The sequence below is a fragment of the Aneurinibacillus uraniidurans genome (assembly GCF_028471905.1).
In the GTDB taxonomy this organism is placed as follows: domain Bacteria; phylum Bacillota; class Bacilli; order Aneurinibacillales; family Aneurinibacillaceae; genus Aneurinibacillus; species Aneurinibacillus uraniidurans.
This window is the reverse complement of the sequence record NZ_CP116902.1, coordinates 2,740,743-2,766,403: the sequence shown is the minus strand read 5'-3', so window position 1 is coordinate 2,766,403 and position 25,661 is coordinate 2,740,743. Positions and strand designations below refer to the sequence as shown.

General features: G+C 45.1%; 30 protein-coding genes, 1 riboswitch and 1 other annotated feature. Of the genes, 20 read left to right on the top strand and 10 right to left on the bottom strand.

Features of this window, described 5'->3' with window-relative positions; all coding sequences use genetic code 11:
* Nucleotide 1: 1 nt before the first annotated feature.
* Nucleotides 2–622, bottom strand: a complete 621-nt coding sequence (locus PO771_RS13790; RefSeq protein WP_272560272.1) for a DUF47 domain-containing protein — start codon at nucleotides 620–622, stop codon at nucleotides 2–4.
* 217 nt (nucleotides 623–839) lie between these two features.
* Here PO771_RS13790 and PO771_RS13785 point away from each other — a divergent pair, with 217 nt between their 5' ends.
* Nucleotides 840–1,706 carry a Rossmann-like and DUF2520 domain-containing protein gene (locus tag PO771_RS13785; RefSeq protein ID WP_272560271.1) on the top strand — a complete coding sequence of 289 codons (867 nt, stop codon included), beginning with the start codon at nucleotides 840–842 and terminating at the stop codon, nucleotides 1,704–1,706.
* A gap of 4 nt (nucleotides 1,707–1,710) precedes the next feature.
* Here PO771_RS13785 and PO771_RS13780 read toward each other — a convergent pair whose 3' ends face one another.
* Nucleotides 1,711–2,184: a PilZ domain-containing protein gene (locus PO771_RS13780; RefSeq protein ID WP_272560270.1), complete on the bottom strand. Its 474-nt coding sequence runs from the start codon at nucleotides 2,182–2,184 to the stop codon at nucleotides 1,711–1,713.
* A gap of 191 nt (nucleotides 2,185–2,375) precedes the next feature.
* Between PO771_RS13780 and PO771_RS13775 the strand changes: the two genes are divergently transcribed.
* The 4 genes from PO771_RS13775 (at nucleotide 2,376) to PO771_RS13760 (ending at nucleotide 3,609) form a co-directional block, all read left to right on the top strand.
* Complete coding sequence (locus PO771_RS13775) at nucleotides 2,376–2,600, top strand: DUF1659 domain-containing protein (protein WP_272560269.1); 225 nt, start codon at nucleotides 2,376–2,378, stop codon at nucleotides 2,598–2,600.
* A 16-nt stretch (nucleotides 2,601–2,616) separates the two neighbouring features.
* On the top strand, nucleotides 2,617–2,832 hold the full coding sequence (locus PO771_RS13770; RefSeq protein WP_272560268.1) for a DUF2922 domain-containing protein: 216 nt from the start codon (nucleotides 2,617–2,619) through the stop codon (nucleotides 2,830–2,832).
* Between the two features lie 37 nt (nucleotides 2,833–2,869).
* A complete protein-coding gene (locus PO771_RS13765; RefSeq protein WP_272560267.1) occupies nucleotides 2,870–3,016 on the top strand; it encodes a YvrJ family protein in 147 nt (48 codons plus the stop codon).
* A 137-nt stretch (nucleotides 3,017–3,153) separates the two neighbouring features.
* On the top strand, nucleotides 3,154–3,609 hold the full coding sequence (locus PO771_RS13760) for a DUF533 domain-containing protein (RefSeq protein ID WP_272560266.1): 456 nt from the start codon (nucleotides 3,154–3,156) through the stop codon (nucleotides 3,607–3,609).
* A gap of 51 nt (nucleotides 3,610–3,660) precedes the next feature.
* On the opposite strand, the gene trpS is transcribed toward PO771_RS13760, so the two are convergent.
* The 3 genes from trpS to PO771_RS13745 all read right to left on the bottom strand — a co-directional run bounded on the left by trpS (nucleotide 3,661) and on the right by PO771_RS13745 (nucleotide 5,831).
* Nucleotides 3,661–4,647 carry a tryptophan--tRNA ligase gene (trpS, locus tag PO771_RS13755; protein WP_272560265.1) on the bottom strand — a complete coding sequence of 329 codons (987 nt, stop codon included), beginning with the start codon at nucleotides 4,645–4,647 and terminating at the stop codon, nucleotides 3,661–3,663.
* Nucleotides 4,648–4,694: 47 nt separating this feature from the next.
* Nucleotides 4,695–4,938 (bottom strand) — a binding site (T-box leader).
* A 145-nt stretch (nucleotides 4,939–5,083) separates the two neighbouring features.
* On the bottom strand, nucleotides 5,084–5,221 hold the full coding sequence (yhfH, locus tag PO771_RS13750) for a protein YhfH (RefSeq protein ID WP_272560264.1): 138 nt from the start codon (nucleotides 5,219–5,221) through the stop codon (nucleotides 5,084–5,086).
* 253 nt (nucleotides 5,222–5,474) lie between these two features.
* Entirely contained in the window at nucleotides 5,475–5,831 is a 357-nt protein-coding gene (locus PO771_RS13745) for a hypothetical protein (RefSeq protein ID WP_272560263.1), read from the bottom strand.
* A gap of 2 nt (nucleotides 5,832–5,833) precedes the next feature.
* Nucleotides 5,834–5,958, bottom strand: a riboswitch (cyclic di-AMP (ydaO/yuaA leader).
* 131 nt (nucleotides 5,959–6,089) lie between these two features.
* On the opposite strand from PO771_RS13745, the gene PO771_RS13740 reads away from it, so the two are divergent.
* From PO771_RS13740 to speB, 4 genes are all read left to right on the top strand, one after another.
* Nucleotides 6,090–7,160, top strand: coding sequence for a hypothetical protein (locus PO771_RS13740; RefSeq protein WP_272560262.1), 1,071 nt, complete (start codon nucleotides 6,090–6,092; stop codon nucleotides 7,158–7,160).
* A 68-nt stretch (nucleotides 7,161–7,228) separates the two neighbouring features.
* Nucleotides 7,229–8,191: a S8 family peptidase gene (locus tag PO771_RS13735; RefSeq protein WP_272560261.1), complete on the top strand. Its 963-nt coding sequence runs from the start codon at nucleotides 7,229–7,231 to the stop codon at nucleotides 8,189–8,191.
* A gap of 38 nt (nucleotides 8,192–8,229) precedes the next feature.
* Complete coding sequence (locus tag PO771_RS13730; RefSeq protein ID WP_272560260.1) at nucleotides 8,230–9,075, top strand: DUF1444 family protein; 846 nt, start codon at nucleotides 8,230–8,232, stop codon at nucleotides 9,073–9,075.
* 375 nt (nucleotides 9,076–9,450) lie between these two features.
* On the top strand, nucleotides 9,451–10,326 hold the full coding sequence (gene speB, locus PO771_RS13725) for an agmatinase (RefSeq protein WP_422664953.1): 876 nt from the start codon (nucleotides 9,451–9,453) through the stop codon (nucleotides 10,324–10,326).
* 49 nt (nucleotides 10,327–10,375) lie between these two features.
* On the opposite strand, the gene PO771_RS13720 is transcribed toward speB, so the two are convergent.
* Nucleotides 10,376–11,302 (bottom strand): DMT family transporter, encoded by a 927-nt coding sequence (locus tag PO771_RS13720; RefSeq protein WP_272560259.1) that lies wholly within the window; start codon nucleotides 11,300–11,302, stop codon nucleotides 10,376–10,378.
* 178 nt (nucleotides 11,303–11,480) lie between these two features.
* On the opposite strand from PO771_RS13720, the gene PO771_RS13715 reads away from it, so the two are divergent.
* Both PO771_RS13715 and lepB read left to right on the top strand, forming a co-directional pair.
* Nucleotides 11,481–12,971: an aldehyde dehydrogenase family protein gene (locus PO771_RS13715; RefSeq protein WP_272560258.1), complete on the top strand. Its 1,491-nt coding sequence runs from the start codon at nucleotides 11,481–11,483 to the stop codon at nucleotides 12,969–12,971.
* A 110-nt stretch (nucleotides 12,972–13,081) separates the two neighbouring features.
* Nucleotides 13,082–13,591 (top strand): signal peptidase I, encoded by a 510-nt coding sequence (gene lepB, locus PO771_RS13710; protein ID WP_272560257.1) that lies wholly within the window; start codon nucleotides 13,082–13,084, stop codon nucleotides 13,589–13,591.
* A gap of 129 nt (nucleotides 13,592–13,720) precedes the next feature.
* Here the strand turns inward: lepB and PO771_RS13705 are convergent, their stop codons facing one another.
* On the bottom strand, nucleotides 13,721–14,173 hold the full coding sequence (locus PO771_RS13705) for a hypothetical protein (RefSeq protein ID WP_272560256.1): 453 nt from the start codon (nucleotides 14,171–14,173) through the stop codon (nucleotides 13,721–13,723).
* Nucleotides 14,174–14,327: 154 nt separating this feature from the next.
* Here PO771_RS13705 and PO771_RS13700 point away from each other — a divergent pair, with 154 nt between their 5' ends.
* Both PO771_RS13700 and PO771_RS13695 read left to right on the top strand, forming a co-directional pair.
* Entirely contained in the window at nucleotides 14,328–15,524 is a 1,197-nt protein-coding gene (locus PO771_RS13700) for an amidase domain-containing protein (RefSeq protein WP_272560255.1), read from the top strand.
* A gap of 100 nt (nucleotides 15,525–15,624) precedes the next feature.
* The gene (locus PO771_RS13695; RefSeq protein ID WP_272560254.1) at nucleotides 15,625–17,133 is read left to right on the top strand and encodes an oligosaccharide flippase family protein; all 1,509 of its coding nucleotides are present in this window, start codon (nucleotides 15,625–15,627) and stop codon (nucleotides 17,131–17,133) included.
* A gap of 44 nt (nucleotides 17,134–17,177) precedes the next feature.
* On the opposite strand, the gene PO771_RS13690 is transcribed toward PO771_RS13695, so the two are convergent.
* Both PO771_RS13690 and PO771_RS13685 read right to left on the bottom strand, forming a co-directional pair.
* A complete protein-coding gene (locus PO771_RS13690) occupies nucleotides 17,178–17,966 on the bottom strand; it encodes a polysaccharide deacetylase family protein (RefSeq protein ID WP_272560253.1) in 789 nt (262 codons plus the stop codon).
* A 16-nt stretch (nucleotides 17,967–17,982) separates the two neighbouring features.
* Nucleotides 17,983–18,582, bottom strand: coding sequence for an undecaprenyl-diphosphatase (locus PO771_RS13685; RefSeq protein ID WP_272560252.1), 600 nt, complete (start codon nucleotides 18,580–18,582; stop codon nucleotides 17,983–17,985).
* Nucleotides 18,583–18,768: 186 nt separating this feature from the next.
* Between PO771_RS13685 and PO771_RS13680 the strand changes: the two genes are divergently transcribed.
* From PO771_RS13680 to PO771_RS13650, 7 genes are all read left to right on the top strand, one after another.
* Nucleotides 18,769–19,302: an RNA polymerase sigma factor gene (locus PO771_RS13680; protein ID WP_272560251.1), complete on the top strand. Its 534-nt coding sequence runs from the start codon at nucleotides 18,769–18,771 to the stop codon at nucleotides 19,300–19,302.
* An 18-nt stretch (nucleotides 19,303–19,320) separates the two neighbouring features.
* Nucleotides 19,321–19,833 (top strand): zf-HC2 domain-containing protein, encoded by a 513-nt coding sequence (locus PO771_RS13675; RefSeq protein WP_272560250.1) that lies wholly within the window; start codon nucleotides 19,321–19,323, stop codon nucleotides 19,831–19,833.
* A gap of 4 nt (nucleotides 19,834–19,837) precedes the next feature.
* Complete coding sequence (locus PO771_RS13670; protein WP_272560249.1) at nucleotides 19,838–20,662, top strand: hypothetical protein; 825 nt, start codon at nucleotides 19,838–19,840, stop codon at nucleotides 20,660–20,662.
* A gap of 95 nt (nucleotides 20,663–20,757) precedes the next feature.
* Nucleotides 20,758–21,567 carry a 5'/3'-nucleotidase SurE gene (gene surE, locus PO771_RS13665; RefSeq protein ID WP_272560248.1) on the top strand — a complete coding sequence of 270 codons (810 nt, stop codon included), beginning with the start codon at nucleotides 20,758–20,760 and terminating at the stop codon, nucleotides 21,565–21,567.
* Nucleotides 21,564–22,652, top strand: a complete 1,089-nt coding sequence (locus PO771_RS13660; protein ID WP_272560247.1) for a hypothetical protein — start codon at nucleotides 21,564–21,566, stop codon at nucleotides 22,650–22,652. Before surE ends, PO771_RS13660 begins: the two co-directional genes overlap by 4 nt.
* 73 nt (nucleotides 22,653–22,725) lie before the next feature.
* On the top strand, nucleotides 22,726–23,412 hold the full coding sequence (locus tag PO771_RS13655; RefSeq protein ID WP_272560246.1) for a zinc metallopeptidase: 687 nt from the start codon (nucleotides 22,726–22,728) through the stop codon (nucleotides 23,410–23,412).
* 131 nt (nucleotides 23,413–23,543) lie between these two features.
* On the top strand, nucleotides 23,544–24,908 hold the full coding sequence (locus PO771_RS13650) for a hemolysin family protein (RefSeq protein WP_272560245.1): 1,365 nt from the start codon (nucleotides 23,544–23,546) through the stop codon (nucleotides 24,906–24,908).
* A 58-nt stretch (nucleotides 24,909–24,966) separates the two neighbouring features.
* On the opposite strand, the gene PO771_RS13645 is transcribed toward PO771_RS13650, so the two are convergent.
* Nucleotides 24,967–25,623: a helix-turn-helix domain-containing protein gene (locus PO771_RS13645; protein WP_272560244.1), complete on the bottom strand. Its 657-nt coding sequence runs from the start codon at nucleotides 25,621–25,623 to the stop codon at nucleotides 24,967–24,969.
* Nucleotides 25,624–25,661 lie beyond the last annotated feature (38 nt).

The window sequence follows — 25,661 nt, the reverse complement described above, 5'->3', positions numbered from 1 at the left end:
CTTACGCGTTTCGCATGATGATCGTTTCGAGAGTATCGGCTACATCTTCGCAGCTGTCCGAAATGTTTTCTAACACCTCGTATAGTTCTTTGTATTGAATAATTTTAATTGGATCTTTTTCATTTGCAAATAATTCCTTAATGCAGATGCGCAGTAGATCATCGCATTGGGATTCGATGTCATTAATTTTAATGGCATGAGGACGGATATCCATCAACTTCTTCTTGTTTAGAAGCTTGGTCGATTTTGCTACTTCTTCAGTGCTTTCCAGAATCTTTTGGGCAAATGTAATCATGTACTCGTCGGCTTCGGTAATATTGTACATTTCAAACCGGGAAGCACACTGTTCCATACCATCGAGAATGTCATCCATTGTATTAGCCAGCTCAAGGATATCTTCACGTTCTAGAGGGGTAATAAACGTTTTATTCAAAGCCACAATGATCTCGTGGATGTACGTATCACCTTTTGTTTCAAACTCTTTCATTCTCGTAGCGAATTCTTTCAGGTCCGCTTCATCTCGAATTTTAAAATCAACAAAATATTGGGCGGACTCTTTCACATTTTCAGCTATTGAAGTCAGCATATCCAGGAATACATCTCGTTTCGCCGAGAAAATCATGCATCAAAACCTCCAAAATTTTTTTCATACAAACTCCATTTTAGCAAATCATGTCGAACAATGAAATCTTAATTAAAAATTTACTGCCATACAATGCAAACCTAATAAATTTTACACAAACTTTACAAACTGTACGGGCCCCCTATAGTATACACTACACGATCTGAAAAAAGACGACATGATATACTGAATGTAGAAAAATAAGGAGGGATCCGACATGAAAATCGGCATAATAGGAGCGGGAAGACTAGGCTCTGCTTTTGGTTTGTATATGGCTCGACATGGAGCGGAGGAAGTCGGGTATTATAGTCGCACGCAGGCGAGTGCAAGGGAAGCCGTGTCACTTATCGGAGAGGTAGGACGGGTATACGAGGATGTAGCTGTGCTCATACGCGAATCGGACTGGATTGTGCTGACTGTTCCGGACGATGCGATTCCAGCGGTTGTTCGTCTACTAGCAGTGGAAGGGGAATGGGAAGGGAAGCTTGTGTTTCATATGAGTGGTGCTGCTTCATCAGACGTATTGCTCCCGATAAAGCAGGCAGGGGCCTATACGGCGTCACTGCACCCACTTCAGTCGTTCGCAGACGGTCGATCTGGAGCGGACAAGCTTGCGACCTCGGTGTTCGGCATAGAAGGGGAAGAAGTAGCTATTACCATGCTTAAAGAATGGCTTGAGATAACAGGAAACCGTTATTTGGTCATTACAGCTGCACAAAAGCCACTGTATCATGCAGCTGCTGCAGTTGTCTCTAACAGCTTGACTGGAGTAGTGGATTTTGCGTTGCGTTTACTGCAGACAGCCGAGATCGAAGAGCAGCTGGCGCTTTCGGCGCTGTACCCGCTATTGGAGGGAACGGTTCAAAACATACGGGAGAGAGGAGTAGCAGAAGCGTTGACTGGCCCGATTGCCCGTGGAGATATCGGCACGGTTGTGCGACATATGGAAGCGATTGCAAATCAGGCGCCACAGTTATTAGAGGACTATCAAGCGCTTGGACGGCTTACGCTTTCGACTGCATGTCGAAGTCAGTTGCGTGATCCGCAGCGCATTGCTCACTTGCAGGAACTTCTGAACGAATAGATCATTACAAAAAGGAAGAAGAGGAATTAGACTCATCGGAGGAGGGGGCATCCATTTTTTTTATGCATGCCATACGATCTTTACTATCACATAGAGAGCATGAGGTGATATTTGGATTTCGACGCATCCGGATTGTCATCGTGTTCAAAAGGGATGATAGTTCCATTTTTTGCTGTTCATCAAGTACAAAGCGTACCCCGTATTCATATAATTCTTCCGTATCAATCTTGCGAACAATATAGCCAGGGAGTGACAAGATCTGATCCATAATGCGTGTTTGAAATTCGAGCACGATATATGGATTGACAGGCAATTTGAGGTTTGTATAAAAGCGAAGTCCACCTGGCCCGATGTCAAGGATACATGTTTTTGTATGGTTGGCATCAATTTGATTGTCTTTAATCTTGACAATAGTCATATTGGCGCACAGTGGATTTTGGAAGACCTGACGAAAATGTTCTCTTTGATTTTGCTTCACTGGTTTGTCCTCCTTTTACATAAAATGTTATACGCCTTCTTTATTTTATACTCAATTTTTTCATATGGTCATGATTCTTTTGTATTATTCAACCGATTTATGACGTCCAAAAGTAACGCATTTTTTTGTCCCTATTTCTCTTGCCAAATCCGAATGATTATACAAGTCGGATTTGGAGGAGGTGAAAAGGCATGGCAGTTTCAAGTGTAACAAAAGGAATGCAGCTAATCCTTCTGCTTGAGGATGGATTAGGTACAGACGGCAAGAAAAAAATCCGTCGCAAAGTATATCGCGGCGTTAGTCAGACTGCATCGCAACAGGATATTTATGAGACAGCAGCTGCACTGGCAAGTTTGCAGGAGCATCCGTTGGTTGGAGTAGAGCAGGCAGCTCAGACACAATTATTCCAGGTATAAGATGGGAGGGTTGTAAGTGAAAACATTGGAGCTTCAATTTACAACAGCAGGTGGTGGAATGGTTACGTTAGCGGTCGCAGATCCAATCATGCCGATAAATGCTGCGAGTGTAGCGACGGCAATGGATGTTATCATTAGTCGCAGAATTTTTGATACACCAACGGGCCCGATTGTAGGAAAGAAAGGTGTGCGACTTGTAGATCATCAGGTCTCAGACATTGCTCTGGCATAGCTAAACGTAACGAAAGAGCCAGAAGGAGGACAATACAGTGACAGATTGGATTCCCGTGCTCTCGAATGTAGGTTTTCCGGCTGCTGTAACGCTGTACTTGCTCGTTCGGGTGGAGTCCCGGTTAGAACAGCTAAGTGGATGCATTACAAGGCTGACGGAAACCATTCACGCAATGCGAGACTAATATTGTATGGCGGCATCAGTTGCGAGATGCCGCCTTTTTCCAATGTTGTAAAGTAGAAAGTTACGATTTTCACAACATCTGTAGTGTAATAAAGATGGTATAATGCTAGTAAAGCGTTTTCAAAAGGGGGCTTTATTATGCATGAAAAGCTAGATGCAGCAAGCCATCCAAGATTATATGAAATTCGGCTGCTGATTTGTGCTGCACAGGCAGACGGATATCTGGATGATATAGAGCAAGAGAAGATTTTTCGTCAGGTGAATCTTGATATTTTTTCTGTACGAGAACGTCAGATTTTTCATGATGACCTGGAATATCCGAAAAATCCAAAAGACCTGGCCAGCGAATTGAGCCCGTATATTACGGACGAAGAAAAAATGATGCTGATTCGCAAGATGTTTAAACTGGTAGCGATGGAAAAGGTGATGACGAACGAGGAACGACGAATGATTTTTATTACTGGGTGTGAGCTTGGAATTCAGGATAAGAAAATAGAAGAAATCGAGCAGTGGGTTATGGAAGGTGTGGCATGGATTTCTCGCTGGGATGCCATTACTGGAAAATCACGATTGGATATCAAAGGAAGCACATAAAAATGATTGAAGGAAGGAAAAAGCATTCGCCTTTTCCTTCCTTTTTTCTTTTTAGAAGGTGACAAGTCCCATATTGCGGCGGGCGCGATCCAACGTAACCGATGCAATAGCAGCGGCACGCTCTGCTCCCTGTTTGAGAATATCTTCAAGCTCGGGACTTGCCATCCAGCGTGTGTATTCCTGCTGGATTGGCGTTAGCGCATTAACGACAACTTCAGCAAGATCCTTTTTGAAGTCGCCATAGCCACGGCCCTCATAACGCTTTTCAATCGTTTCAATTGGCTCATTGCTGCAAACGGAATAAATGGTGAGTAAGTTGCTGATCGCAGGTTTATTTACTTTATCGTAGCGTACAACGCCTTCTGAATCCGTTACAGCCCGCTTGATTTTTTTGACGATGGCAGAAGGTTCATCCAGCAGCGCTACATAGCTTCCTGCATTTGGATTGCTTTTGCTCATTTTCTTAGAAGGATCATCAAGTGACATGATGCGGCCGCCGAACTCCTGAATCATCGGTTCTGGGATGATGAATGTTTCTCCGTATTTTTTATTGAAACGCTCGGCCATATCACGAGTGAACTCCAGATGCTGCTTCTGATCTTCTCCAACTGGAACATGAGTTGCATTATATAGCAAGATGTCAGCTGCCATAAGTGCCGGATATGTAAGCAGTCCGCATGTTACGACTTCTTTGCCGGTAGATTTATCTTTGTACTGTGTCATGCGTTCAAGCTCACCGATGTAGCCTGTGCATTGCATCAGCCAGCCGAGTTCTGCATGCTCTTTAACATGAGATTGGATGAACAGAATGGACTTTGCCGGATCGATTCCGATGCTTAGATACATGGCAGCAAGCTGCATCGTATACTCTCTAAGTGCTTGCGGCTCTTTTGGTACAGTAAGCGAGTGCAGGTCTACGATGGAGTAGATACAGTTTCCTTCTTCCTGCAGGGCCACGAACCGTTTCATGGCGCCGATGTAGTTACCTAATGTAAAATTCCCACTCGGCTGCACACCAGAAAAAATTTGTTTTGTCATCGTGTGTTTGCTCCTTTGGTATATAAAATAAAAAAGGCTCCTCGTCCATAAGGGACGAAGAACCGTGGTGCCACCCTCGTTAGCCAAAAGCGCAGCAGAAAGAAGGCTGGGCGTAAGGCTCACTTAATCCCCGATAACGGAGGGAAGCCGCCTGTGCCTACTCACAGCAGATGCCGCTTCAGCACGGAGCTCAGAAGTCCATTCCCCAGGGCGGTACGTACCGGGCTTCCACCTGCTCCCGGCTCTCTGCAACGCCGCATCCTGCGTACTATTCTTCCTCATAGCTTGTTCCTTGAATTGAAAATTATGATATACAATTTTTCTGATTGTGGCAAGTCTCAACGTCATAAAAAAGGAACACCTCTGCACAGGGCAAAAGGTGTTCAAGTGTGGGATAAGGTTCTCAACGTAACAAGGTTTACAAAAATGCCATCACTTAGTGAGGCAAGTTAGTGCACGTATCGTTGCTGCCGCATTCAGTCATATAAGACTCAGCCTGCTCAGATAATTCGGCTCCACAGCGTGCACAAGTTTTCGTTGGAAGGTTGTTATAGAACTCAGACACTGGAATCATGTTGAACGCCTCCTTTGATGTTTATATTGTATTATAACAGAAGATAATTATTCAAATGTGTTTTGTATCATAAATGAGTGGTTTTTTTACAGGAATGGCTTATATTCTTCATATTTCTCAATCATACGCTATTTTTCGTATTTTTAGAGTAATGAAAATATGACGCATAGTTGTGGGAGGTCTGTTATATTACAAGTATTTATGCGCAATCAAAATAAACACCCCCGCGAGATTTCGCGGGGGTGGGGACTGGTTATTTCCTGATTGTAATGATTTTGTTGTAGTGTCCTGGCTGACTATGGTTTGGTTCGCAAAGAATCACAATTCGATCCGCTTCTTCATGAATAGAACTAAGTTCTAACGTGCCGATGCAGTGTGTGTCGATATCGAGACAAAAATGAAGGCATTGATACTGGCTCCCCATAATTTCAGCAGCTGCTTTTTTAAGAATACCGGAAATTTGTTTGGTCTCGCTCGGTGTTTCAATGGTAACATTCATTTTTTTGCCGGCCAAACGGTTGAGTATAAGACGCACATCTGCTTGCAGTTCCTGGTGTGTTTTTGGCTTCTTGTCTTTTTTGGCCAGTACACTCCTGAAAAATTGAACCATAATTCCTCTCCTTATTCTGCCTACGAGGTTAGCTGACGGGTTCGGACGAAAGGACGCCCTACGCATCGTACGATTCACCCCAAATTCCGGGTCCCCCGCTCCATAATGGACTCGGCAATTGAATTACGATTGAATCATCATAATGCACGGTTTCCTCGTTGTCAATCAGATGACTCCGTGTTTTTTCACTTTTTTCATAGACGTTTTACCAGTACAATGTAAAGAGGAAAGAAAAGAGGAACAACAGGAGGAGTTCACATGATGAAACGATTCTTGCGCAAAGTATTTGCGGGGCGCAGGCACAACGGGGAAGCGCTCGATTCCGCAGAGAGCGTTGCGCAAGCTGTGGACGATGTACATATAAAGAGCGTGTCCAAAAGCCGTTATGAATGGACACTTGCACGGATCGCGTTTGAGGAAGATGTGCTGCGTGAAGAAGCATCCGACATGGTAGAAGAAGTAGTCTCTCGGGTCGAAGCGGGAGAGCGAGGGGGATGGATTCGCCTACGGGCCGGAGAGGGAGACCTAGATTCGGAACGAATTCATGCTTGGATCGACCGCATTGAGCGAGAGACATATGATGCAACGGCGCTACTGGATTGGGCAGACGAAGAAACAGCTCATCTGTACCGTACGTATGTACTCCCGGTAGATCAGGAAGAGCAGGAGACCTTCGTGCAGAGCCGGATGGTGATGATTTACGATACGTGCGAAGCGATTGGGATGAAGCCACGCCCACGTGCCCGCTTGTTTGCTGAGGCAATCGGCTGGGAGTTGTATGAGGATGATTTCGTCTCGTTTGAATCTTGGCTGGCTGAGATGTCAGATGCTGTATTGGAAGAAGCGGGAGAGGAAGCGGATAGAAAACGTGACTCGGATGATGTCTCACACATTACTCCGCTTCAGATTTCGCGAGAGGAAGTGGAACGTGAGGATATCGGAAAAATCGATGCTTTTTTTGCGCCGCTTCTCACTGATACAAAAGCTCTTGCACGGCAGAAGGAGTCGCTTGTTTTTGCGTTTTATGGTTTTTCGGGGGAACTTGAGGATATGATGAGCAATGCGGCTGTTAATGCGTGGGCCGGCAAACTTGTGGAACAGCATCCTTATGTGTTTTATGTATTAAATGATGAGCATGTGCCAATGACGCAGTTTGTAACATCGATGGTTGTTACATCTCGTATGGAGAATGATCGGGTTGTATTTGACGATGAAGAACTGGCAGAATTCACCGCATTCATCCATGCTGTACTGGCACAAATAGCTGCGCAAACCGGAGAAGATGCGAATGATTTGATCGCTCGCTTCGAGTCTCGTCTATTCGCCTAATTATACCAATGCCTATACGCTTCCGCTTGCTTCTACGTACGATAAGGAAAAAAGCGGAGGTACGGCATATGAAGGTGATTTCATTTGCACGGAGGCGTGCGTTTCAAAAGACCGCAGAAAGACTAGAAAAAGCGGGAGAAGTGGTGAAATTCGGGCGCTGTGATAGCGTCCTTTGTCTATTTATACCGGATGAGCAGTACGGACGGTGTCAACATTTGTTGCCTACTGCAGCGCAGGTGGAAGAAAATGCACGTGTCCATGTGCACAGCGGCCAGGTTATTCCATGGGGAGTAAAAAAAATTGGTGCTCCAAAACTTTGGCCAGAAACAACCGGTAAGGGCGTCAAAATAGCGGTCATTGATACCGGAATTGCACGTACGCATCCTGATTTGCGTGGGCGTGTGAAGGGCGGTGTGGATCTTGTCGGTGGAACGATTGTTGATCGCAAGGGAAACGGCGGACATGGCACTCACGTAGCCGGTACGATTGCTGCGGTAAACAACCGGATTGGTGTCGTAGGGGTAGCGCCGAATGCGTCTTTGTATGACGTGCGAGCATTTAACCCGGATGGAGAGGGGGAACTCGCAACGATTGTGCAAGGGATTGACTGGGCGATTACGAATAAAATGGATATTATTAATATGAGCTTTGGGATGACGGGAGACAGCCCGGCACTGCACGCAGCAATTAAGCGAGCATCTGCGGCAGGAATCTGCCTGATAGCGTCGGCCGGGAATAATGGAGGAGAACTTCAGTTTCCGGCACGCTATCCTGAGGTGATCGCGGTCGGGGCGAGTACGAAACAGGGGGAGCTGGCAGCATTCAGCGCACATGGATATGGACTTGATGTGACGGCTCCTGGTGTGGACATTTTGTCCACATGGCCTCGTAATACGTATAAAAAGCTGAGCGGCACCTCAATGGCTGCTGCGCATATTTCTGGAATGGCAGCACTTCGATTGTCCGAATCGAGGAAAAAAGGACGAAGAGGGCGCCTGAACAAACAGGCTTGTTTGCACCTGATTGGATAAGATAGATACGTAGATGACTACAGCAAAGGCGGATTAAAATGACACAGAAAAATGAACAGCAGATATTTCAGCAGCGAATACAGCAGCTTGTAATCGAGAGGCTTGCACAAAAGCTCCCGACAGGCTGGCGGACTCTTGCTGGAAAAGCAGATACAGAAATAACACTGGTTAGCTCAGGTAGGGAGGATATGACGATCCAGCTTAAGCCGCTACTGGCAAAGGTGGAAGGCAATGAAGCAGAGGAGGCAGCACTTGTCTTTGCATTTGCAGACCGAGTAGCGATAGCTGTGCGAGAAACGGGAAGTACCCCGCATCTTACAGGACAGGAAGCGAAGTTGTATCCAGTGCTTAGACATCCTTCATTTTTGAAAGAAAAGGCAAGTCAGTCATTCGTGTACCGGGAGCATACAGCGGAGACGGTGATACTTTATGCGCTGGAATTAGAGGCAGGGTACACGCTCGTGACAGAGGAAATGCTAACGGAAGCAGGGATGTCGGCGGAGAAGCTGCATGAACATGCGCTTCGTAATTTATCGCGTCTTGAAGGGGAGCCAAAGCGCGATCAGGTGGGAGATCATGTGTTTTATTTTTATGCGTTTTCGGACAGCTATAGTGCCAGTCGTGTATTGAACACAGACTTGATGGCAGATATGGCTGCGCGTATACGCGGAAAAATGGGCGTTGCTGTGCCGCATCAAGATGTTTTGATTATAGCCGATCTTGCGGATGCGAAGGGAGCGTATTTGCTGGCACAAATTGCGGTCGATTTCTCGATGCGCGGGGATGTGCCGATTACGCCACTTCCGTTTATGTATGTGGATGGGGAAGTAGAACCGTATATGGTAATGCGTAATCCGAAACAAAGGCATCGTCCGGTGGAATAGGATGATAAGCCCCTGATATAGTAGATTTTTATTCTGTATTGAATAAAATTATTCAGTTTAGCATGTAAATTGTTGTATTACGGTCTGTTTTTGACCGGATGTACTTTTGTAGAATCGACAAACTAGATAGCGGAAGTCATGTAAAGAGAGAAGTTGTTTGCTTCGGTACGTGTAGGCTTATCTTTAATTGGCGCAGTATTTGCTTGGTAGTAAAAAGCGACAGCGGCGACAAGTTCGCTGTCGCCGACTCATTGCAGAAATGGGGGCTGCCTATGCAAAATCAACTATTTCTAATTGCAGTACTGCTTTCGATGGTCCTGATTATTCACTCTCCATTTGTTATCTAAACATTTATAAAAAATGGAGGGTTTATAGATGAATACAGCACATGCAGTTTCGTACATTCAACCGGGTACTTTTATTAAAGCGATGCAAAATCCAGAGCAGGCGCAGGTGGTCTTGTACGGTGCACCAATGGATTATACAGTTAGCTTCAAGGCAGGAAGCCGCTTTGGTCCGCAGGGAATCCGTCATGCCTCACAAGGATTAGAAGAGTACAGTCCAGCGCTTGACCGTCGTTTATCCGCCGTCAAATTTGCGGATATGGGAGATCTAGTGCTTCCGTTTGGCAATGTGGATAAGTCGCTTGAGGTTATTTATGAGGCGACGAGAGACATTGTAAGACGAGGACAGATTCCGTTTATGCTGGGCGGTGAGCATCTTGTCACCTATGCGTCTGTTCGCGCAGTTGCTGAGAAGTATCCGAATGTTGTGCTGCTGCATTTCGATGCGCATACTGATTTGCGTAACGAATTTTTTGGAGAAGCAATGAGCCATGCTACCGTTATTAAGCACATCACGAAGTTCGTGTCTCCTTCGCATATTTATCAATTTGGCATACGGTCTGGTGAACAGGATGAATTTGAATATGCGGCGGCACATACCAATCTGACACAAGATACCGTATTGGAGCCGCTTACGCGCATTCTACCGGAAATTACGGGCCGTCCGATTTATGTGACGCTCGATATTGACGTAGTGGATCCAGCGTTTGCACCGGGAACAGGTACTCAGGAGCCAGGAGGCGTATCCGCAATGGAGATGCTACAGGCCCTTCGCCTGCTGCGTGGTCAGAACATTGTAGGCATGGATCTGGTAGAAGTTTCACCGCCGAATGATCATGCGGGAATTACGACTGCGCTTGGGGCTAAGCTTGTGCGGGAAGCACTTCTAGCGTTCTGGCACGAATAATAAAAAGAAGAGGCTGCCTCAAACTGAGGCTAGCCTCTTTTTTCTGAAGTTATCCAGATGCCCGTTCCTCATCATACAGTGCCGCATCTTTTATGCGAGCACGTACCATCTCCCAGCCTTCTGTCACGAAAATACCTGCGAGAATGAGTACAATGCCGACCACGACAGCCGATGTAGCTGCTTCCCCCCATAACAGCCAGGAAAAGACGAACGCGAATACGGGCTCAAACGCCAGAATCAAGCTGACATGTGTTGGTGGTGAATACTTCTGAGCTTTAATCTGTACGACATAGGCAAGAGCTGTACCGATAAGCAGATCGAATAGATAGGCAAACCAGCCATATGGAGACAACATGCTAGGTACAGGCTCGGTAGCTACAGCAAGTGCAGTATCAATGATGCCAACTACGAATAGTTGAATCATGACGAATAAAAGGGCGTCAAATGTAATGTTTTTGTGATACAGCCGGTCGACCATAACCATGTGGATGGCAAAGCAGAATGCGCACAGGAGTGTGAGCCCATCACCGAGGTTTACTCCAGACCAATTGCCATCCCATGAGAGAAGAATCAGCCCGGAGAATGCGCATAGACTGCCAAGCAAAGGTCCTGTCTGTACAGGAATCCGTGCCCATACAAAATACAAAAGCGGAGCAAAAATCACCATAGTTCCTGTGAGAACTCCTGCTTTACCTGGTGTTGTCAGATTGATGCCGACGACTTGAAGGGTGAAGGAAGCCCACAGCAGCAAGCCGCAGGTAAGCCCAGCCTTCCATACTTCACGGTCGGTACGTCTGAGATGCTTCCAGCAAAACGGAAGCAACAGCAGAGCTGCCAGCAAGAAGCGGGTACCGATGAAATAGAGTGGCCCCATCTCTTCGAGCAAATCTTTCGTTAGAACGAACGTATACCCCCAGGCAATTGCGATGCCAAGCAGAGCAAGATTCGCCAGCAGCATGTGTTTCTTGTGAGACATTTTATCTCTCCTCATTTTGTTTGGCTTTCGTTTATATATGTTAAGCAAAGTGTATGCCAAAAACTAGTAAGAGATTAAATGTTTTATTAATTCGAAAAACTCTTTTAAATGGTAGCGTTTTCAGTTATAGTAAAAAGTGGTTGGTCACCATTTTAACTTTAAAAGGAGGCATTTGTTCATGCAACTCGCTTCGCCATCGTTAAACCCGAATGTAGAATCATTCCTGAAAGGCCCGAAAAAATTGCTCATTAACGGGCAGTGGGTGGAGTCTTCCTCTGGAAAAACGTTCGAGACCATTAACCCGGCTACGACACAAGTTCTATGTCAGGTAGCGGATGGAAACGCGGAAGATATTGATAAGGCGGTTAAAGCGGCACGAGCAGCTCTCAATGGCAAGTGGGGACGAATGACCCCTTCGGCACGCGGCAAGCTTCTGTATCGATTGGCTGAGCTCATTGAACAACATACAGAAGAACTGGCTCAGTTGGAGACATTGGATAATGGTAAGCCGATTCGTGAAACGGCGAATGCTGATGTCCCACTTACAGTAGATCATTTCCGTTATTATGCCGGATGGGCGACAAAGATTTACGGACAAACAATCCCGGTATCCATTCCGAATTTCTTTAACTATACAAAACGTGAGCCGGTTGGCGTAGTTGGTCAGATCATCCCGTGGAACTTCCCGCTTCTTATGGCGGCGTGGAAGCTGGGTGCGGCTCTCGCATGCGGCAATACAGTAGTCTTGAAACCGGCAGAGCAGACGCCGTTATCAGCACTGCGTCTTGGCGAACTCATTATGGAAGCGGGATTCCCAGATGGCGTAGTAAACATTGTGACTGGATTTGGTGAGACGGCAGGGCAGCCGCTTGTTGATCATTACGATGTCGACAAGATTGCGTTCACCGGTTCAACCGATGTTGGTCGTCTGATCATGCGTCAGGCTGCTGGCACGCTGAAGAAGATCTCCCTTGAGCTTGGCGGTAAATCGCCAAATATTATTTTGCCAGATGCGGATATGTCCCGTGCGATTCCGGGAGCGCTCAGCGGTATTTTCTTTAACCAGGGACAGGTATGCTGCGCAGGATCTCGTCTGTACGTGCACAAAAAAGTGTACGACAACGTGTTAAGTGACATGGTAGATCATGCGAAAAAAATTAAAGTGGGCAACGGTCTGCTTGCGGATACGGAGATGGGACCGCTCGTATCAGCGGAGCAGTTCAGCCGTGTTAGCGATTATATCGATGTTGGTCTGAAGGAAGGCGCACAGCGCGTTACCGCAGTGGAAAGCGCAGAAGAGCTGGCGAATGGTTACTTTGTAACGCCGACAGTATTCTCTGACGTATCGGATGACATGACAATTGCGCAGGAAGAAATCTTCGGCCCGGTGCTTGCGGCGATGCCGTTTGATGACATTGAGGATGTAATTGAGCGTGCGAATCGTACGAATTACGGATTGGCAGCAGGTGTGTGGACACAGAATCTGTCTACCGCACATAAACTTGCGGATCGCATTCGTGCGGGCACTGTATGGGTAAATTGCTACAACGTATTCGATGCGGCCTCTCCGTTCGGCGGCTACAAACAGAGCGGTATTGGTCGAGAGATGGGCAGCTATGCGCTTGAACTGTATACAGAAGTGAAGAGCGTATGGATTAATACGCGCTAGGTAAGCGTCAGACAGCTAGAAGGAAGCGTGTCCCGTTGAGGGATGCGCTTTTCCTCGTTTGTACAGACCGCACTATTAGGAGATAAAAAAGCATAGGGGAGGAGGGCGATATGATGAAGCAGCAGTCCGGACTTGTGATATGGAGCCGCTATTTTTTGCTTATTGTAGGAGGGGTACTAGCCGTTCGGCTCTTCTTATTTGCCCCGTATGTTGTGAAAGGTGTATCGATGGAGCCGACACTTGCCAATAATGAACGCATCTTAGTGAACAAATGGGTGTACTATGCAGAAAACCCACAGCGAGGCGATATAATCGTGTTACATGCTACAAAAGAAGATGATTACATTAAGCGCATTATTGGCATTCCAGGGGATGAACTGGAATTGAAAGATGGTATCTTGTACCGGAATGGAAGTGTGGCAAGTGAACCATACTTGGCGGAAGCAACATTGTCAGGATTTGAACGAATTGTTGTACCGAAGGATTCGTATTTTGTGATGGGGGATAACCGAAATCGAAGTATGGATAGTCGGGAGATTGGTTTTATTGCGCGTAGTAATGTGGTCGGTCGAGCCGAGTATGTATTTTATCCGCTTGACCGTACGCATGAGGTTCGCTAAAAAGAAAAGGATGAGGAAAGATGAAAAGGAGAGAAAACATAAGGACGATCTACGGAAGGAAAAGGCATTCGCCTTTTTCCACCTTGTAATCGGACTCGTGTTTTCTCTCCTGTTTTTCTCCCCTCTGTTTTATTCCACATTGGCATATAGATGTTTTTTCATTTGTGTCCATTTTACTTTGAAGATTAATTTACTTTTCGCTCCATAGCCCATCATCCAGAAGCCATACGTTTCGTACATAAAGCTTGAGAAGTGCATCTTTTGCCAGAAAAGCAGATTCTCCGGGGCACTTTCGAGGATTACGACCCAGTGATTCTCGATAGCATATTCTTTCATCAAGCGCACGATGTCAGCTCCGATGTTTCGGCCGCGCAGCTTATGCGGAATACGGATCATGCCGAGGAACACCGCCTCGTTTTTGAAATCAAAAAACAGATCAAGTACAACATTATCTGGCGTCATTCCGGCATCACGCATTTCCTCAACTGTCCGATACAAATAATGACCTTCTGCTGGATTTTCCAACTGATACGGAATGTCATTGGCTTCGAGTATCTGCCCAATTTTGCGTAAAAGCTCCATCCCTTTTCCTTTCCATCCGTCTTCTACCCTGATTGTCTGACAGAGTGTATGGATGACAATAAATGTATTCTTCACTCAATATACATGGATTGATTGTGGTGGTAAATAGGTTTTTTTATTATTCCTGAAGTTTCTTCTATGAGAAAAGAGATGGATGCACATACTATGCGCAGAAGGGAGCGACCGCGATGTATATGGTATGGCAGGCGATAAACGGATGATGAAACAAATAATGGTATATTACTTGTGTGTATGTCTATTGGTAATTCCTCATCGTGGTTATACTACAGGGCGTGATGGTGAGACAGATCTTACTGTTTTTCTTAATAAGCTATTTGAAGCACGGACACAATTGTTGATTGAGAATAACCCGCACATTATCGAAAAATATTACAATCTCCAGCAGAAAACAAGTCGTTATGCGCTACAGCAGGAGAATAAGCGAGCGAATTACATTCAAAAGTGGGCAGAAACAAGAGGGGTAACATTTACTGAAGCAAAAGGAAATATTAGGATTTCACGTACGAAAGTAAAGGGAAATACAGCTACTGTATCACTCTTACATACATTAAAGCTTACATATAGATATACGGGTAAAAATATGAGTTCCCACTCGTTCGGAATCGGTACGCGCCATGGAATTCGCCTAGAAAAAAACGAAACAGGTTGGCATGTTATTAGGGAATGGTATTCAGATCCGATTGAAGAGAATCCGGATACGATTCCGTCTGATTCGGTGAAGGACATGCCGTATATTCATGCGCTTATTCTGAATGCAGCGGTGGATAAGTCTGAACCAGTCACACGAACGAAGAAGTATAACCGCGAAAAGGCGGTCGCGTATGCGAATAAGTATGCAGGAGCAGCATGGGGAGCCGGGAATGATCACCGGTATAATCCAAAATATAAGGATTACAATTACATAGGAGGGGATTGTACGAACTTTGCTTCGCAAGTTCTTGGTGATCCAGAAGAAGGGGGAGGACTTCCTATGCGTGGTGGTTGGTACTATCGCTATAAACAGGGGGGAAGCACTGCATGGGTGCGAACCGATTCCTTTAAGAATTTTCTGGTGTACAGTGGATATGGGAAAGTGATCGCACGCGGGGTGTATAGCGATGTGGTAAAACCTACGATGAAGAATCCTACAGGGGCGATTGCCCGCTTACAACCAGGAGATTTAATCGGGTATGAAATGAATGGCGATATTGACCATTTCTCCATCGTTGTAGGCCGGGATGAGAATGGATATGCACTCGTGAACTCTCATACAGGTGATCGCTATCGTGTTCCATGGGATTTAGGCTGGGATAAGTATACAAAATTTGTACTGATCCATATACGGGATTAAGCAAAATATCGAGGGGCATAGGTTATAGGGGAGCATGTACGTTCATACAGTATAAACAGGACAAGGCGCTTAGAAGCTTAGAAAAGGAAGAAGGGGAGCCATGCCTGTTTTTTTAAAACAAATGGCACTTCGCTCAAGTGCCATTTTTATTGTTAAGTTGATGGGAGCGCTTGCTCGTATTCCACTGTTTCGGTTGCTGGGGGCAGAAGGAGTCGGGCTGTACCAGATGGCCTATTCTTTTTATGGACTGATTCTCACGATTATTACGGCTGGATTTCCAACGGCATTATTTTTGATGACGGCAAAAGATGCACAGCGAGGTAAAAATCTCGTAGTCATGATGCTTGTTTGCTTGGCGGTAATCGGGGGGGGGATTGGATATCTCTCTTATCGGTTAGCACCAGATATTGCTTTATTTATGGGAGATCAGAATCTTACTGTACCTATTCAATATATAGCACCTGCTTTAGTTGTCGTTCCCCTGCTTCATCTCGTTCGTGGATATTTACAAGGAATTGAATCGTACGGATCGATTGCAAGTTCTGAAGTGATTGAACAGTTAGTTCGTGTATGTACGATGCTTGGATTCGCAACCGTATGGGCCGTACATGGAAAAGTATGGGCAGTTAGTGGAGCTGTTTTTGGGGCTTTCACGGGAGCGGTGTGTGCTTTGTTGTTCTTAATCATACCCCTGCGTATGTCGCTGCGAGTGATTAATGGAGAAAGGTTGGAGCAGACGATTTCAATTGGGCTTCCCGTCTTTCTGTACAGCTCGGTTACCATTTTGGCGACTCGTCTTGTTGTTCCAGTATCTGAATTTTTGGATGCACTTATCGTCCCGCATCGTCTGCAAGATGGAGGGATGAGCGCTGATCAAGCCATCGCTGTTTTTGGTGAGATTGCCGGAATGGCAGTAACGGCTGTTTATTTTCCAACGATTATGACGGCCGCGATTTCACACACGTTGTCTGCGAAAATAACAGAAGATTGGAAGGATAAAAAAAATAAAATTTTTGTAAGAAGGTCACATCTTGCTTTACAACTAACCTGGGGATTAGGTGTTGTTTCCACGCTGTTTCTTTTTTTCTATGCCCGAGATGTGTCGATGCTGTTATTCAATAAGGAGGAAGTAGGGGGGGCGATTCGTTATTTGTGCGCGATTCCTCTGCTTACGGGACTTCGGGAGGTAACAACGACTATTTTATGGGCACAAGAAAGAGAGCAGGAACCAGTGAAAGGCTTGTTATTTGGAAGTGCTTGTTCGGTAGTTTTGGGATACTTGCTAATCGCTATTCCTGGATTCGGTTATGAAGGGACAGTCATAAGTATTCTCTCGTTAGAGCTTGTTTCAGTAGTATGGAATATGAAGCAAATAAAGAAGAGTGTGAACCGAATCTTTCTATTTATGCCTGCTTTGTGGGAGGCTTTTCATATTGTTATGATTGGAATTGGATGCTTCTGGGTAATTGGAGCGGTTAATGAGTTGTTTTTTTATACATGGCCGATATATGTTCAGGAAATCGAAAAGATGGTTTTGTTTTATGGTGGATTAGTTAGTTATATGGGACTTCGGTTTGTGAAACGGAATGGACTTACGATTTTTTTCTAACAGGTACTATTTTTAGCACGTACATGCCGATGTTTTGGGAAATGTCATGGAATTCCGATGATATTTTTGAATTGCTGCATGGTTGTAGTGGGCAGAATTCCATAGCGCGGAACTTCGAGTAAGGAAGTTCCTGGGCATGCTTTGCGGGGACGAGTCGTAAACGCCATGGCGTAGCCCGCTTTTTTGACTAATTGTATTGTGTTTTTATTATATTTACCATACGGATAGGCGAAGTAACGAGACTGTAACAGCATTTTAGACAACTCAAGATCGATGAGTACATCTTCGGCAGGTTTAGCCAGTAAAAAGCTTTTGTTACCAACCATTCGATGGAACTCATTTGTATGACTTTCATATTGAAATACGTCTGAGTATATGGGGAGTTCGGACCAACTAATATAATTCAGTTTATCCGGGTTAAATTTTTCTGGTTGTGTTTTCATGTTTCCTGTGATGAGGAAAAGAGCGGCTGTATAGTTATATTTTTTCAAAATGGGGTAAGCATATGTAAGGTTACTTAAGTAACCATCATCAAACGTAATGACGATACTTTTTTTGGGCAGCGTAATTTTTCTTGTGATAAATTGTTCAAGTTGTTGCAGGGTTACGGTTTTATATCCGTTATCGTGTAATAGTTTCATTTGTTGTGCAAATAACTCAGGTGTAATCACACCTGAGTTATGTTTAAATTTCTTATTTTCTTCTTTTCGTAAAATATGGTGATATAACAGCACAGGAACACGTTGCTCTTTGGTATAATCAGGGCTTTGGCTTGCGTATGTTAGCGAACTTACTGTGAGAAAGAAAGCAAGTATGATGATACCCTTTCGCATGCGTGTTTCCCCCTTATTATTGTGGGCTTTTGGTCGGTAAAATGCGGCGTTCCATTTTTTCGTAGACAAGGAGTCCTTGTTGTAGCAGGTTGGCAACCATTTTCCATTTTGGGATCCATTTATACATAGCGATTGCAGTGCCGCAACCGAGTAACGTTCCGGCAAGCACATCTAACGGATAATGTACGCCTACCCAAATACGTGAAAAGGCTACGCCAGCAGCCAGGACTAACCAAGCTCGTCCTTCTTGTTTACGGAAAAGGAAGATGGAAGTAGCAATTACAAAAGCGCCGGTAGCATGATCACTTGGAAAAGAAGCATTCATAGCATGCGGAATTAACTGATTGACATGATGAGACACAAATGGGCGATCTCGGTAGAAGAAGTCACCGATTAGCCCGCTAATTCCAAGCGCCACACACGCAGAGACTAACGAGTGAATGACCATCCAGCGATTTTGCTCCTTGCGCGTAAACCAGTAAAAAATGATGCCTACGTAAAATACATATTCCCCTTCTTGCGCTAAAAAACGCATGATAGGATTTAGGAAAGGATAAACGACAGCGAGATGATTAATCAACTGAAACAAATTGTAATCGAGATTAAGTAATGACATGAGTAGTTTCCTCCGTATTTTCTCTTTTCATAAGTAAAAGGACTAACAAATCGAAAAAAAGTTCAGCGTAAGAAAAAATTTTTTTGCTGAACTTTTGTATACATGTAGCTGTCCTTTTAATTAGGACATGCCAAACAGTAAAAAATCAGGAAATGGAATGTTCGAGCGGTTGGGTGGTGAAAGCAGTTGGATGATGAACTTTACGTATTAATTGGACGAGCAAGGCAGGGGGAGCAGGAAGCGTTCGTACAATTGATCAATCGTTATAAGGGGGCAGTTTTTCGGCAGGCATATGCGATGCTGCATGATCGAATGGAGGCCGAGGATGTATCGCAAGAGGCTTTTCTGAAAGTATACTCTTCGTTAGCCAAGCTAGAGCAAGTGTATGCCTTTGTTCCCTGGTTAACTCAAATTGTGTCTCGATTATGCTATGACCGTATTCGAAAAAAGAAGCGGGAGAATACGGTCACTGAAGAGGATATCGAAAAACAAAGTTTTTTTACACAGGCTCCAAGTTCCGTTGAACAAAAGCATGTACAATTGAATATTGAAGAAGCCATGAAAAAACTTTCTCCTGAACATCGAATGGTCATTATTTTACGTGATGTTCAGGGGTTTTCGTATGATGAGATGGCCGAAATCATTAACGTGCCTGTTGGAACGGTAAAATCACGCATTCATGCAGCCAGACTTGCGTTGCGTAAGGAGCTTACTGATTGAAAAAAAGGAGGGATGGGCATGGAACATATGGAGGACATGCTATCTGCTTATTTGGATCATGAATTATCGGCAGAGGAATATAGCGCGGTTGAAGAGCATATCGAAGCTTGCGAGGAGTGCCGGGATTTAGTGGATGAATTATCTTTTATCAAACAGCAGACGTTTGATACATATCAATTTATCGCTGTACCTGACTCTGTAACCGACAAAATCATGGAGGCGATCCGTGCCAATACAGGTGTAACAGAAAATAGAAATTATGCGAAACTGGCGGCGATTTTCGCCAGCGTATCCGTTATATTTTTTACCCCGATCTTACTGTATGCAGGTGCGATTGGATCGAACTTATTTTCCTCTTTTGTAGCGATTGTGGTAGTGATATGGAAAACAGGAATGCTGGTTATGTCAAACACTCCGTCTTTTGTAAGTGGACTGGCAGGCTTTGCAATTTTTCTTTTATTGCTATCGATCTGGTTCTTACGCAAATTGCTTTCGGTAAGAATAGTGGGATCAGAAAATGGAGTGATGTAGGGACATGAAAAAGTTACTGGCTGTTTTTTTTATCATGATTACGGTAACGCTTAGTACGCATTCTTTTGTCTTTGCTGCAAATCAAGCGCTATTTATGCATCAGGATACCGTTATTCCGGTTGGGCAAACCGTTGAAAATGTGATTGTAACGGGAGGAGATGCCGACGTTTCCGGACATGTACGGGATGCGATTATTGTTTTTAACGGAGATCTTACATTACGAAAATCAGCCCAAGTCGGGGGCATTATCGTTGTAGTGGGTGGGAAAATCAAGCAGGAAACAGGGGCGCAATTACAAGACTACGTGGTAAATATTGCATTTGATAATGCGGTTAAGAATAGCTTGTTTGTTGCGGGTGTGGCTGTGCTTGGCATTTGGTTGATCCAAATCGTGCTGAGTTTACTGCTGATTCTTTTGCCGGTTCTTGCTGCATTCATACTCAAACATCGACTCGATCCGTTTGTTACACAAATACGTCATTCGCTTACTCAACTCCTTACGATTGGATTTGTCGCAAGTTTGCTGGTTAGTGCGATTAGCATTTTGTTATCCATTACGGTCATTGGCATTCCGTTTGTTGTTCTGCTCCTGCTTTTTGTCCTCCTCTTTTTGGTGATTGGTCTTGCCTCGATCAGCATCAGGGTAGCGGAATGGATCCCTATTAATGGTCCGATGAACATCTGGCTGCAGGCGCTTGTTGGTGCCTTGCTTGTAATGGCAGCGGTTAATATCCCGTTGCTAGGGGGCGTTATTTTTCTTTGTGTACTGTGGGTCTCATTAGGGATCATGGTAGTTTGGACAAAAGAAAAAATGAAAAGGAAAGCATAGCCATCAACCGTATTCGCTGGCAGGATGCGTGCTTTTTTGCAGGATAGCGAGTAAAATAGTAGAAACAAAACCATAGACGTGGAGGACAGGCATGTATGTACAAAGTAGTCGTAACGAATGATGACGGGATTCACGCGCTTGGCATTCATAAGCTCGTTCGTTCGCTTGCCGGACTAGCGGAAGTGATTGTCGTTGCACCTGACACTGAGCGAAGTGCAGAAGGGCACCGTATTACTGTGCGGGAAGGGCTGACTGTGCAAAAGGTAGACTTTCATGGCATGGATCATGTGCAGGCGTGGGCTGTGAACGGGACGCCGGCTGACTGCGTAAAAATGGCGCTTAATGTGATCTGTAAGGAACGGCCAGATGTTGTGATCTCCGGTATTAACGCAGGCCTTAATATTGGGAAGGACGTATACTATTCCGGGACGGTAAGTGCGGCACGTGAGGCCGTGATCTACGAAGTACCGGCCATTGCGGTCTCGTATGAAAACCATTTCCATAAACATGATTTTGGTGATGTGGAAAAAATGGTGCGCCCCATCTGGGAAGAAATTAACATTCACGACATTCCGCGAGATGTGATGATTAATATTAACATTCCACATATCCCGGCTGATCAAGTAAAAGGCACGGTTGTAACAGGACTTGATATTCATCATTACCGTGATCGGATCGATGAGAAACAAGGAAAGACCGGCGTTACGGAATACTGGCTAGAGCGAGAATATGGTAAGACAACAATTATCGAGAATAATGACTATCACATGGTGCGCAACGGGTATATCGCATTGACGCCCATTCATATTGATTCAACCGACCATGCCTTTCTTGCGCAAATGGAGACATGGAGTGTCATCAAAAAGAACGGGCGTACAGATAGCCCGACGGAGGGGAATCAGTGAGAAAAGAACTCCAGGATATGAAGCCGGCAGTCGCGCTGCCGGACGGACGGCTGTCACCGGATGAGGCAACGATGGGTCATATCCTTGATCCGCAGATGTTTGCGGATATATATGAGCAGTTTGATGAGGAAGGGCAGACGTACTTTCCGCGTCTAACCGATACAGGTGATGTGGAAGCTGTGATTGTGCATGACGATATTGACAGCTTTGGTGATCTGGCAGAAGCGGATGTATACATTGATTTTACGCGTCATAAGCAAACATGGATTGCGGTACTCTGGATCGTGGATGACCCGGACCATCCACTTGGCTTTCCGTTTTCCTTTTCTGTCGAAGAAGATACAGGGCGGTATTTGGCGATTCGTCTGCTGGAACAAGATATCATCTGGGTGCACCATCTTGCTCCGACGGACGAAGGGATCATGCATATTTATTCGGAATCGATTTCGTTTCCTGATGAGGAAAAAGACGACGCGATTCAGCATCTTCTGGCGGCATATCGAAATGACCCACAGACGGAGGCGGAAGAAGAAGTTCCTGCTCGTATTGTAAGTGGAAATACGATAGATTCGGCACGTTTTGTTGATAAGGGTCTGACGTTTTATTTTGACTACAGTGCCCTGTTACGTCGTTTTGGGGAAGAAGCAGCGCAAGAGCAGGTCATGGGAGCGGTGTATCGAGCGTTATGGATGATGCGTAGGCATCCGAATCCACAGGCACGAGCTGCTGAACTTTACATTTGGGTAGGGGAAGGAAACGGACAAAATCGGGCGGGTGAGGATACGCATCTGCTGGGTATTACGATGACGCCACAGCTTCTTGATGTATACCAGATCGTCAATATGAGTGAGCTCGACGCGAACCCACTGGCGACGATGTTAATGTCCATTACGGAATATCAAATGCTTGAGGAAGAAGAGCCGCTTGCGCTCGGGTATTTGCCGATTATTGGCTATGTAAATGGCGAGCTTCTTCATATTGACTGGGATAAAGCAGCGGTGGAGCGCATTGCTTCTGTGTACGATACGGCTTATCCACAAGCAGGATTCAATCCGTACCGCGACATGCTTGAAGAGGAATTATAAACAGATATGAAACTATTGAGCCTATTTTATCGTATTAACACTATAACATCATAAGTTAGAGGAGGAGTAAGCTGTGTGGTTCACGCCGTTTACGATTTTAATTCTAGCTGCTTTCGGGTTATCATTGTGGGCGCAGTTTAAAGTAAAAGGAAACTTCAATCGCTATTCTGAAGTACCTGTGCGCTCTGGCATAACAGGAGCGGAAGCAGCGCGTCGGATTCTCGATGATAATGGACTGTATCATGTGCCGATTGAGCCGGTTCCGGGTACATTAAGTGACCATTTTGACCCGATCGCTAATACGGTACGCCTGTCAGAAGACGTATATTATGGCAGTTCCATTGCATCTGTTTCGGTTGCATCTCATGAGGTAGGGCATGCAATTCAACACAAGGAAGGATACAGCATGCTCGTGCTGCGCCATCGGATGTTTCCGGTTGTAAATTTTTCATCAGGGATCGCTCCGTTTTTACTGATGGGCGGCATTTTCTTCAAAATGTCAAATCTGCTTTTGCTTGGGATTATCTTGTTCAGCGCAGCGGTTTTGTTCCAGGTGGTGACATTGCCTGTCGAGTTTAATGCAAGTGCACGCGCAAAGCGTCTCATGCTTGCAGAAGGAATCGTGACTGAAGATGAAAAAGGTGGCGTAAGCAACGTGCTCGGAGCTGCGGCACTAACGTATGTGGCGGCGGCGCTTATGTCTGTCCTTCAGTTGCTTGAATACGTATGGCTTTTTGTGGGTAATCGTGACGAAGACTAGTGCAGGTGTTCATAAATCAGGCAAGATGTGGTATAACTAATAATAGAATGTATTACAGAAGCGTAGTTTCTTGAATTTTTTTTACCTACAAAGGAGGTGTATCTGTCATTCTCATGAGTGACAGAAACTAGTTGAGTACTGACCCATTGTCTGGCTTACTTTATATTGCTGCCGTTTTTCTGCTTGTATTTTTAAATGGCTTTTTCGTGGCAGCAGAATTTGCCATTGTTAAAGTGCGGAGCACACGGCTGAATCAGCTTGTGATGGAAGGGAACAAGCGTGCGAGTCTGGCGAAAAAAATGACAGATAATCTTGATGCATACTTGTCAGCAACACAGCTTGGCATTACGCTTGCCTCGCTTGCGCTTGGCTGGATCGGGGAACCGGCGATTGCAAATATGATTGCACCACTGATGCATATGCTAAATATGCCGGATACAGTGATGCATACCGTATCGATCGCTATTTCTTTCCTGCTCATTACATTCTTGCATATCGTGCTTGGGGAGCTTGCCCCGAAGTCACTGGCAATTCAAAAAGCAGAGTCAATGACACTGTGGACAGCACCACCTCTTATGCTGTTCCATAAAGTTATGTATCCGTTTATCTGGATGCTGAACAAAGCCGCATTTTTCTTCCTGCATTTTATTGGAATCGAACAGTCGAAAGACCATGATTCTGCTCATACGGAGGAAGAAATCAGAATTTTGATGAAGCAGAGTCATCAGAGCGGTCTGATTGACCAGACGGAACTGACGCTTGTGGATAATGTGTTTGAATTTGCAGAGCGTAATGCACGCGAAATTATGATTCCACGGACCGATATGGTATGTGTATTTAAAGATAACTCATTCGATGAGAACTTCCAGCTGGTAATGGAAGAAATGCACACTCGTTATCCGGTAGCGGCCGAAGATAAGGATAACATTATCGGGTTTGTTCATATTAAGGACATTTATAAAATGTATATGAGTGACCGTAAGAATGACCTGTCTGCCGTAATTCGACCGGTTGAGAGAGTACCAGAATCCATTCATATTAGCGATCTGCTTAAGCAGATGCAGCGCAATAAATCACAGATGGCCATTGTGATTGATGAATACGGTGGAACGGCTGGACTTGTCACGGTAGAAGACATTCTCGAAGAAATCGTCGGTGAGATTCAGGATGAATTTGATGAGGAGCGGCCGCATATTGAGTTGCGGGCTGATACGTCATACTCGGTTGATGGACGTCTGCTGATTGAAGAAGTGAATGATCGCTTCGGTCTTGATGTAGAATCAGATGATTATGATACGATTGGTGGATGGGTATTTTCGCAAGTAGAATTTCCGCCGCAGGTCGGGCAAACTGTATACGGTCACGGTTACGAATTCCAGGTGAGTGAAGTAGACCATCTGCGTATTGTACGTTTAGCCCTGCGTAAGCTTGAAGAGGAAGTGAATCAGGAAGAAACGGACGAAGATCGTGTCTATGCTGCCGAAACGCATGAGTAGTGTGGCAAGTCGAAATAGAAAAAGGAGGGGCAGGATATTTCCTGATTCCCTCCTTTTTCTATTTCACAGCTGATTTAGCGAAGCTAAACAGCGGCCAGCGGAAACGTTTTTTCTTTTTTTCTTCCTGTTTTTGAATGGCTCCGACCATTTGAATTTCGAAGTTCATTTTGCGCATTTCAAGGCGGAGATCTTCTTGCTTTTTCTCCATTTCGTCCATTTTACGGAGGATTTCTTTATAGTACTGTGTCACCAGCAGATCAGGGGCTGGAGCAGGAGACAGCTCTTCTGCATGCGGCTTGGACAGCTCCGAAACAGATTGATTGAATACATCTGTGATCTCACGTGAGACGTCCGCTAGCTGGCGGGCGAGTTTGGTTTCGATTTCGTTGAGGCGACTTGAAACGTGATTGGGAAGTAGATCCTCTTCCTCAAACGTATGATCGGAAAATTCAACCGATCGGTGTTCGGGTACGATTTTTTCGAGCACAAGCAATTCTTCCACTTCACGCAGAGTCGGGACACCGGAATCTTTCATGCGTTTAATTTCTACAAGTAGTGCAAATGCCTGTTCGCTTAGGAGGAAGTGTCCCTGACTGTTTTTCTGGAGTACCATATAGGCGCTGAAGTTTTCGATCCAGTTGCGAATAGTACGTACGCTTACATCGAGTTTTTCGGCTACGTCTTTCGAGGTCATCCACATGCTATTGCTTTGCATCACGTATTCCTCCTCATCGGTTATCGCTTATCATTAAG

Coding starts and splice junctions, on each gene's coding strand:
- PO771_RS13790 (WP_272560272.1), bottom strand. CDS start 622: ATGATTTTCTCGGCGAAACGAGATGTATTCCTGGATATGCTGACTTCA.
- PO771_RS13785 (WP_272560271.1), top strand. CDS start 840: ATGAAAATCGGCATAATAGGAGCGGGAAGACTAGGCTCTGCTTTTGGT.
- PO771_RS13775 (WP_272560269.1), top strand. CDS start 2,376: ATGGCAGTTTCAAGTGTAACAAAAGGAATGCAGCTAATCCTTCTGCTT.
- PO771_RS13760 (WP_272560266.1), top strand. CDS start 3,154: ATGCATGAAAAGCTAGATGCAGCAAGCCATCCAAGATTATATGAAATT.
- trpS (WP_272560265.1), bottom strand. CDS start 4,647: ATGACAAAACAAATTTTTTCTGGTGTGCAGCCGAGTGGGAATTTTACA.
- yhfH (WP_272560264.1), bottom strand. CDS start 5,221: ATGATTCCAGTGTCTGAGTTCTATAACAACCTTCCAACGAAAACTTGT.
- PO771_RS13745 (WP_272560263.1), bottom strand. CDS start 5,831: ATGGTTCAATTTTTCAGGAGTGTACTGGCCAAAAAAGACAAGAAGCCA.
- PO771_RS13740 (WP_272560262.1), top strand. CDS start 6,090: ATGATGAAACGATTCTTGCGCAAAGTATTTGCGGGGCGCAGGCACAAC.
- PO771_RS13735 (WP_272560261.1), top strand. CDS start 7,229: ATGAAGGTGATTTCATTTGCACGGAGGCGTGCGTTTCAAAAGACCGCA.
- PO771_RS13730 (WP_272560260.1), top strand. CDS start 8,230: ATGACACAGAAAAATGAACAGCAGATATTTCAGCAGCGAATACAGCAG.
- speB (WP_422664953.1), top strand. CDS start 9,451: ATGAATACAGCACATGCAGTTTCGTACATTCAACCGGGTACTTTTATT.
- PO771_RS13720 (WP_272560259.1), bottom strand. CDS start 11,302: ATGTCTCACAAGAAACACATGCTGCTGGCGAATCTTGCTCTGCTTGGC.
- PO771_RS13715 (WP_272560258.1), top strand. CDS start 11,481: ATGCAACTCGCTTCGCCATCGTTAAACCCGAATGTAGAATCATTCCTG.
- lepB (WP_272560257.1), top strand. CDS start 13,082: ATGATGAAGCAGCAGTCCGGACTTGTGATATGGAGCCGCTATTTTTTG.
- PO771_RS13705 (WP_272560256.1), bottom strand. CDS start 14,173: ATGGAGCTTTTACGCAAAATTGGGCAGATACTCGAAGCCAATGACATT.
- PO771_RS13700 (WP_272560255.1), top strand. CDS start 14,328: ATGCACATACTATGCGCAGAAGGGAGCGACCGCGATGTATATGGTATG.
- PO771_RS13695 (WP_272560254.1), top strand. CDS start 15,625: ATGCCTGTTTTTTTAAAACAAATGGCACTTCGCTCAAGTGCCATTTTT.
- PO771_RS13690 (WP_272560253.1), bottom strand. CDS start 17,966: ATGCGAAAGGGTATCATCATACTTGCTTTCTTTCTCACAGTAAGTTCG.
- PO771_RS13685 (WP_272560252.1), bottom strand. CDS start 18,582: ATGTCATTACTTAATCTCGATTACAATTTGTTTCAGTTGATTAATCAT.
- PO771_RS13675 (WP_272560250.1), top strand. CDS start 19,321: ATGGAACATATGGAGGACATGCTATCTGCTTATTTGGATCATGAATTA.
- PO771_RS13670 (WP_272560249.1), top strand. CDS start 19,838: ATGAAAAAGTTACTGGCTGTTTTTTTTATCATGATTACGGTAACGCTT.
- surE (WP_272560248.1), top strand. CDS start 20,758: ATGTACAAAGTAGTCGTAACGAATGATGACGGGATTCACGCGCTTGGC.
- PO771_RS13645 (WP_272560244.1), bottom strand. CDS start 25,623: ATGCAAAGCAATAGCATGTGGATGACCTCGAAAGACGTAGCCGAAAAA.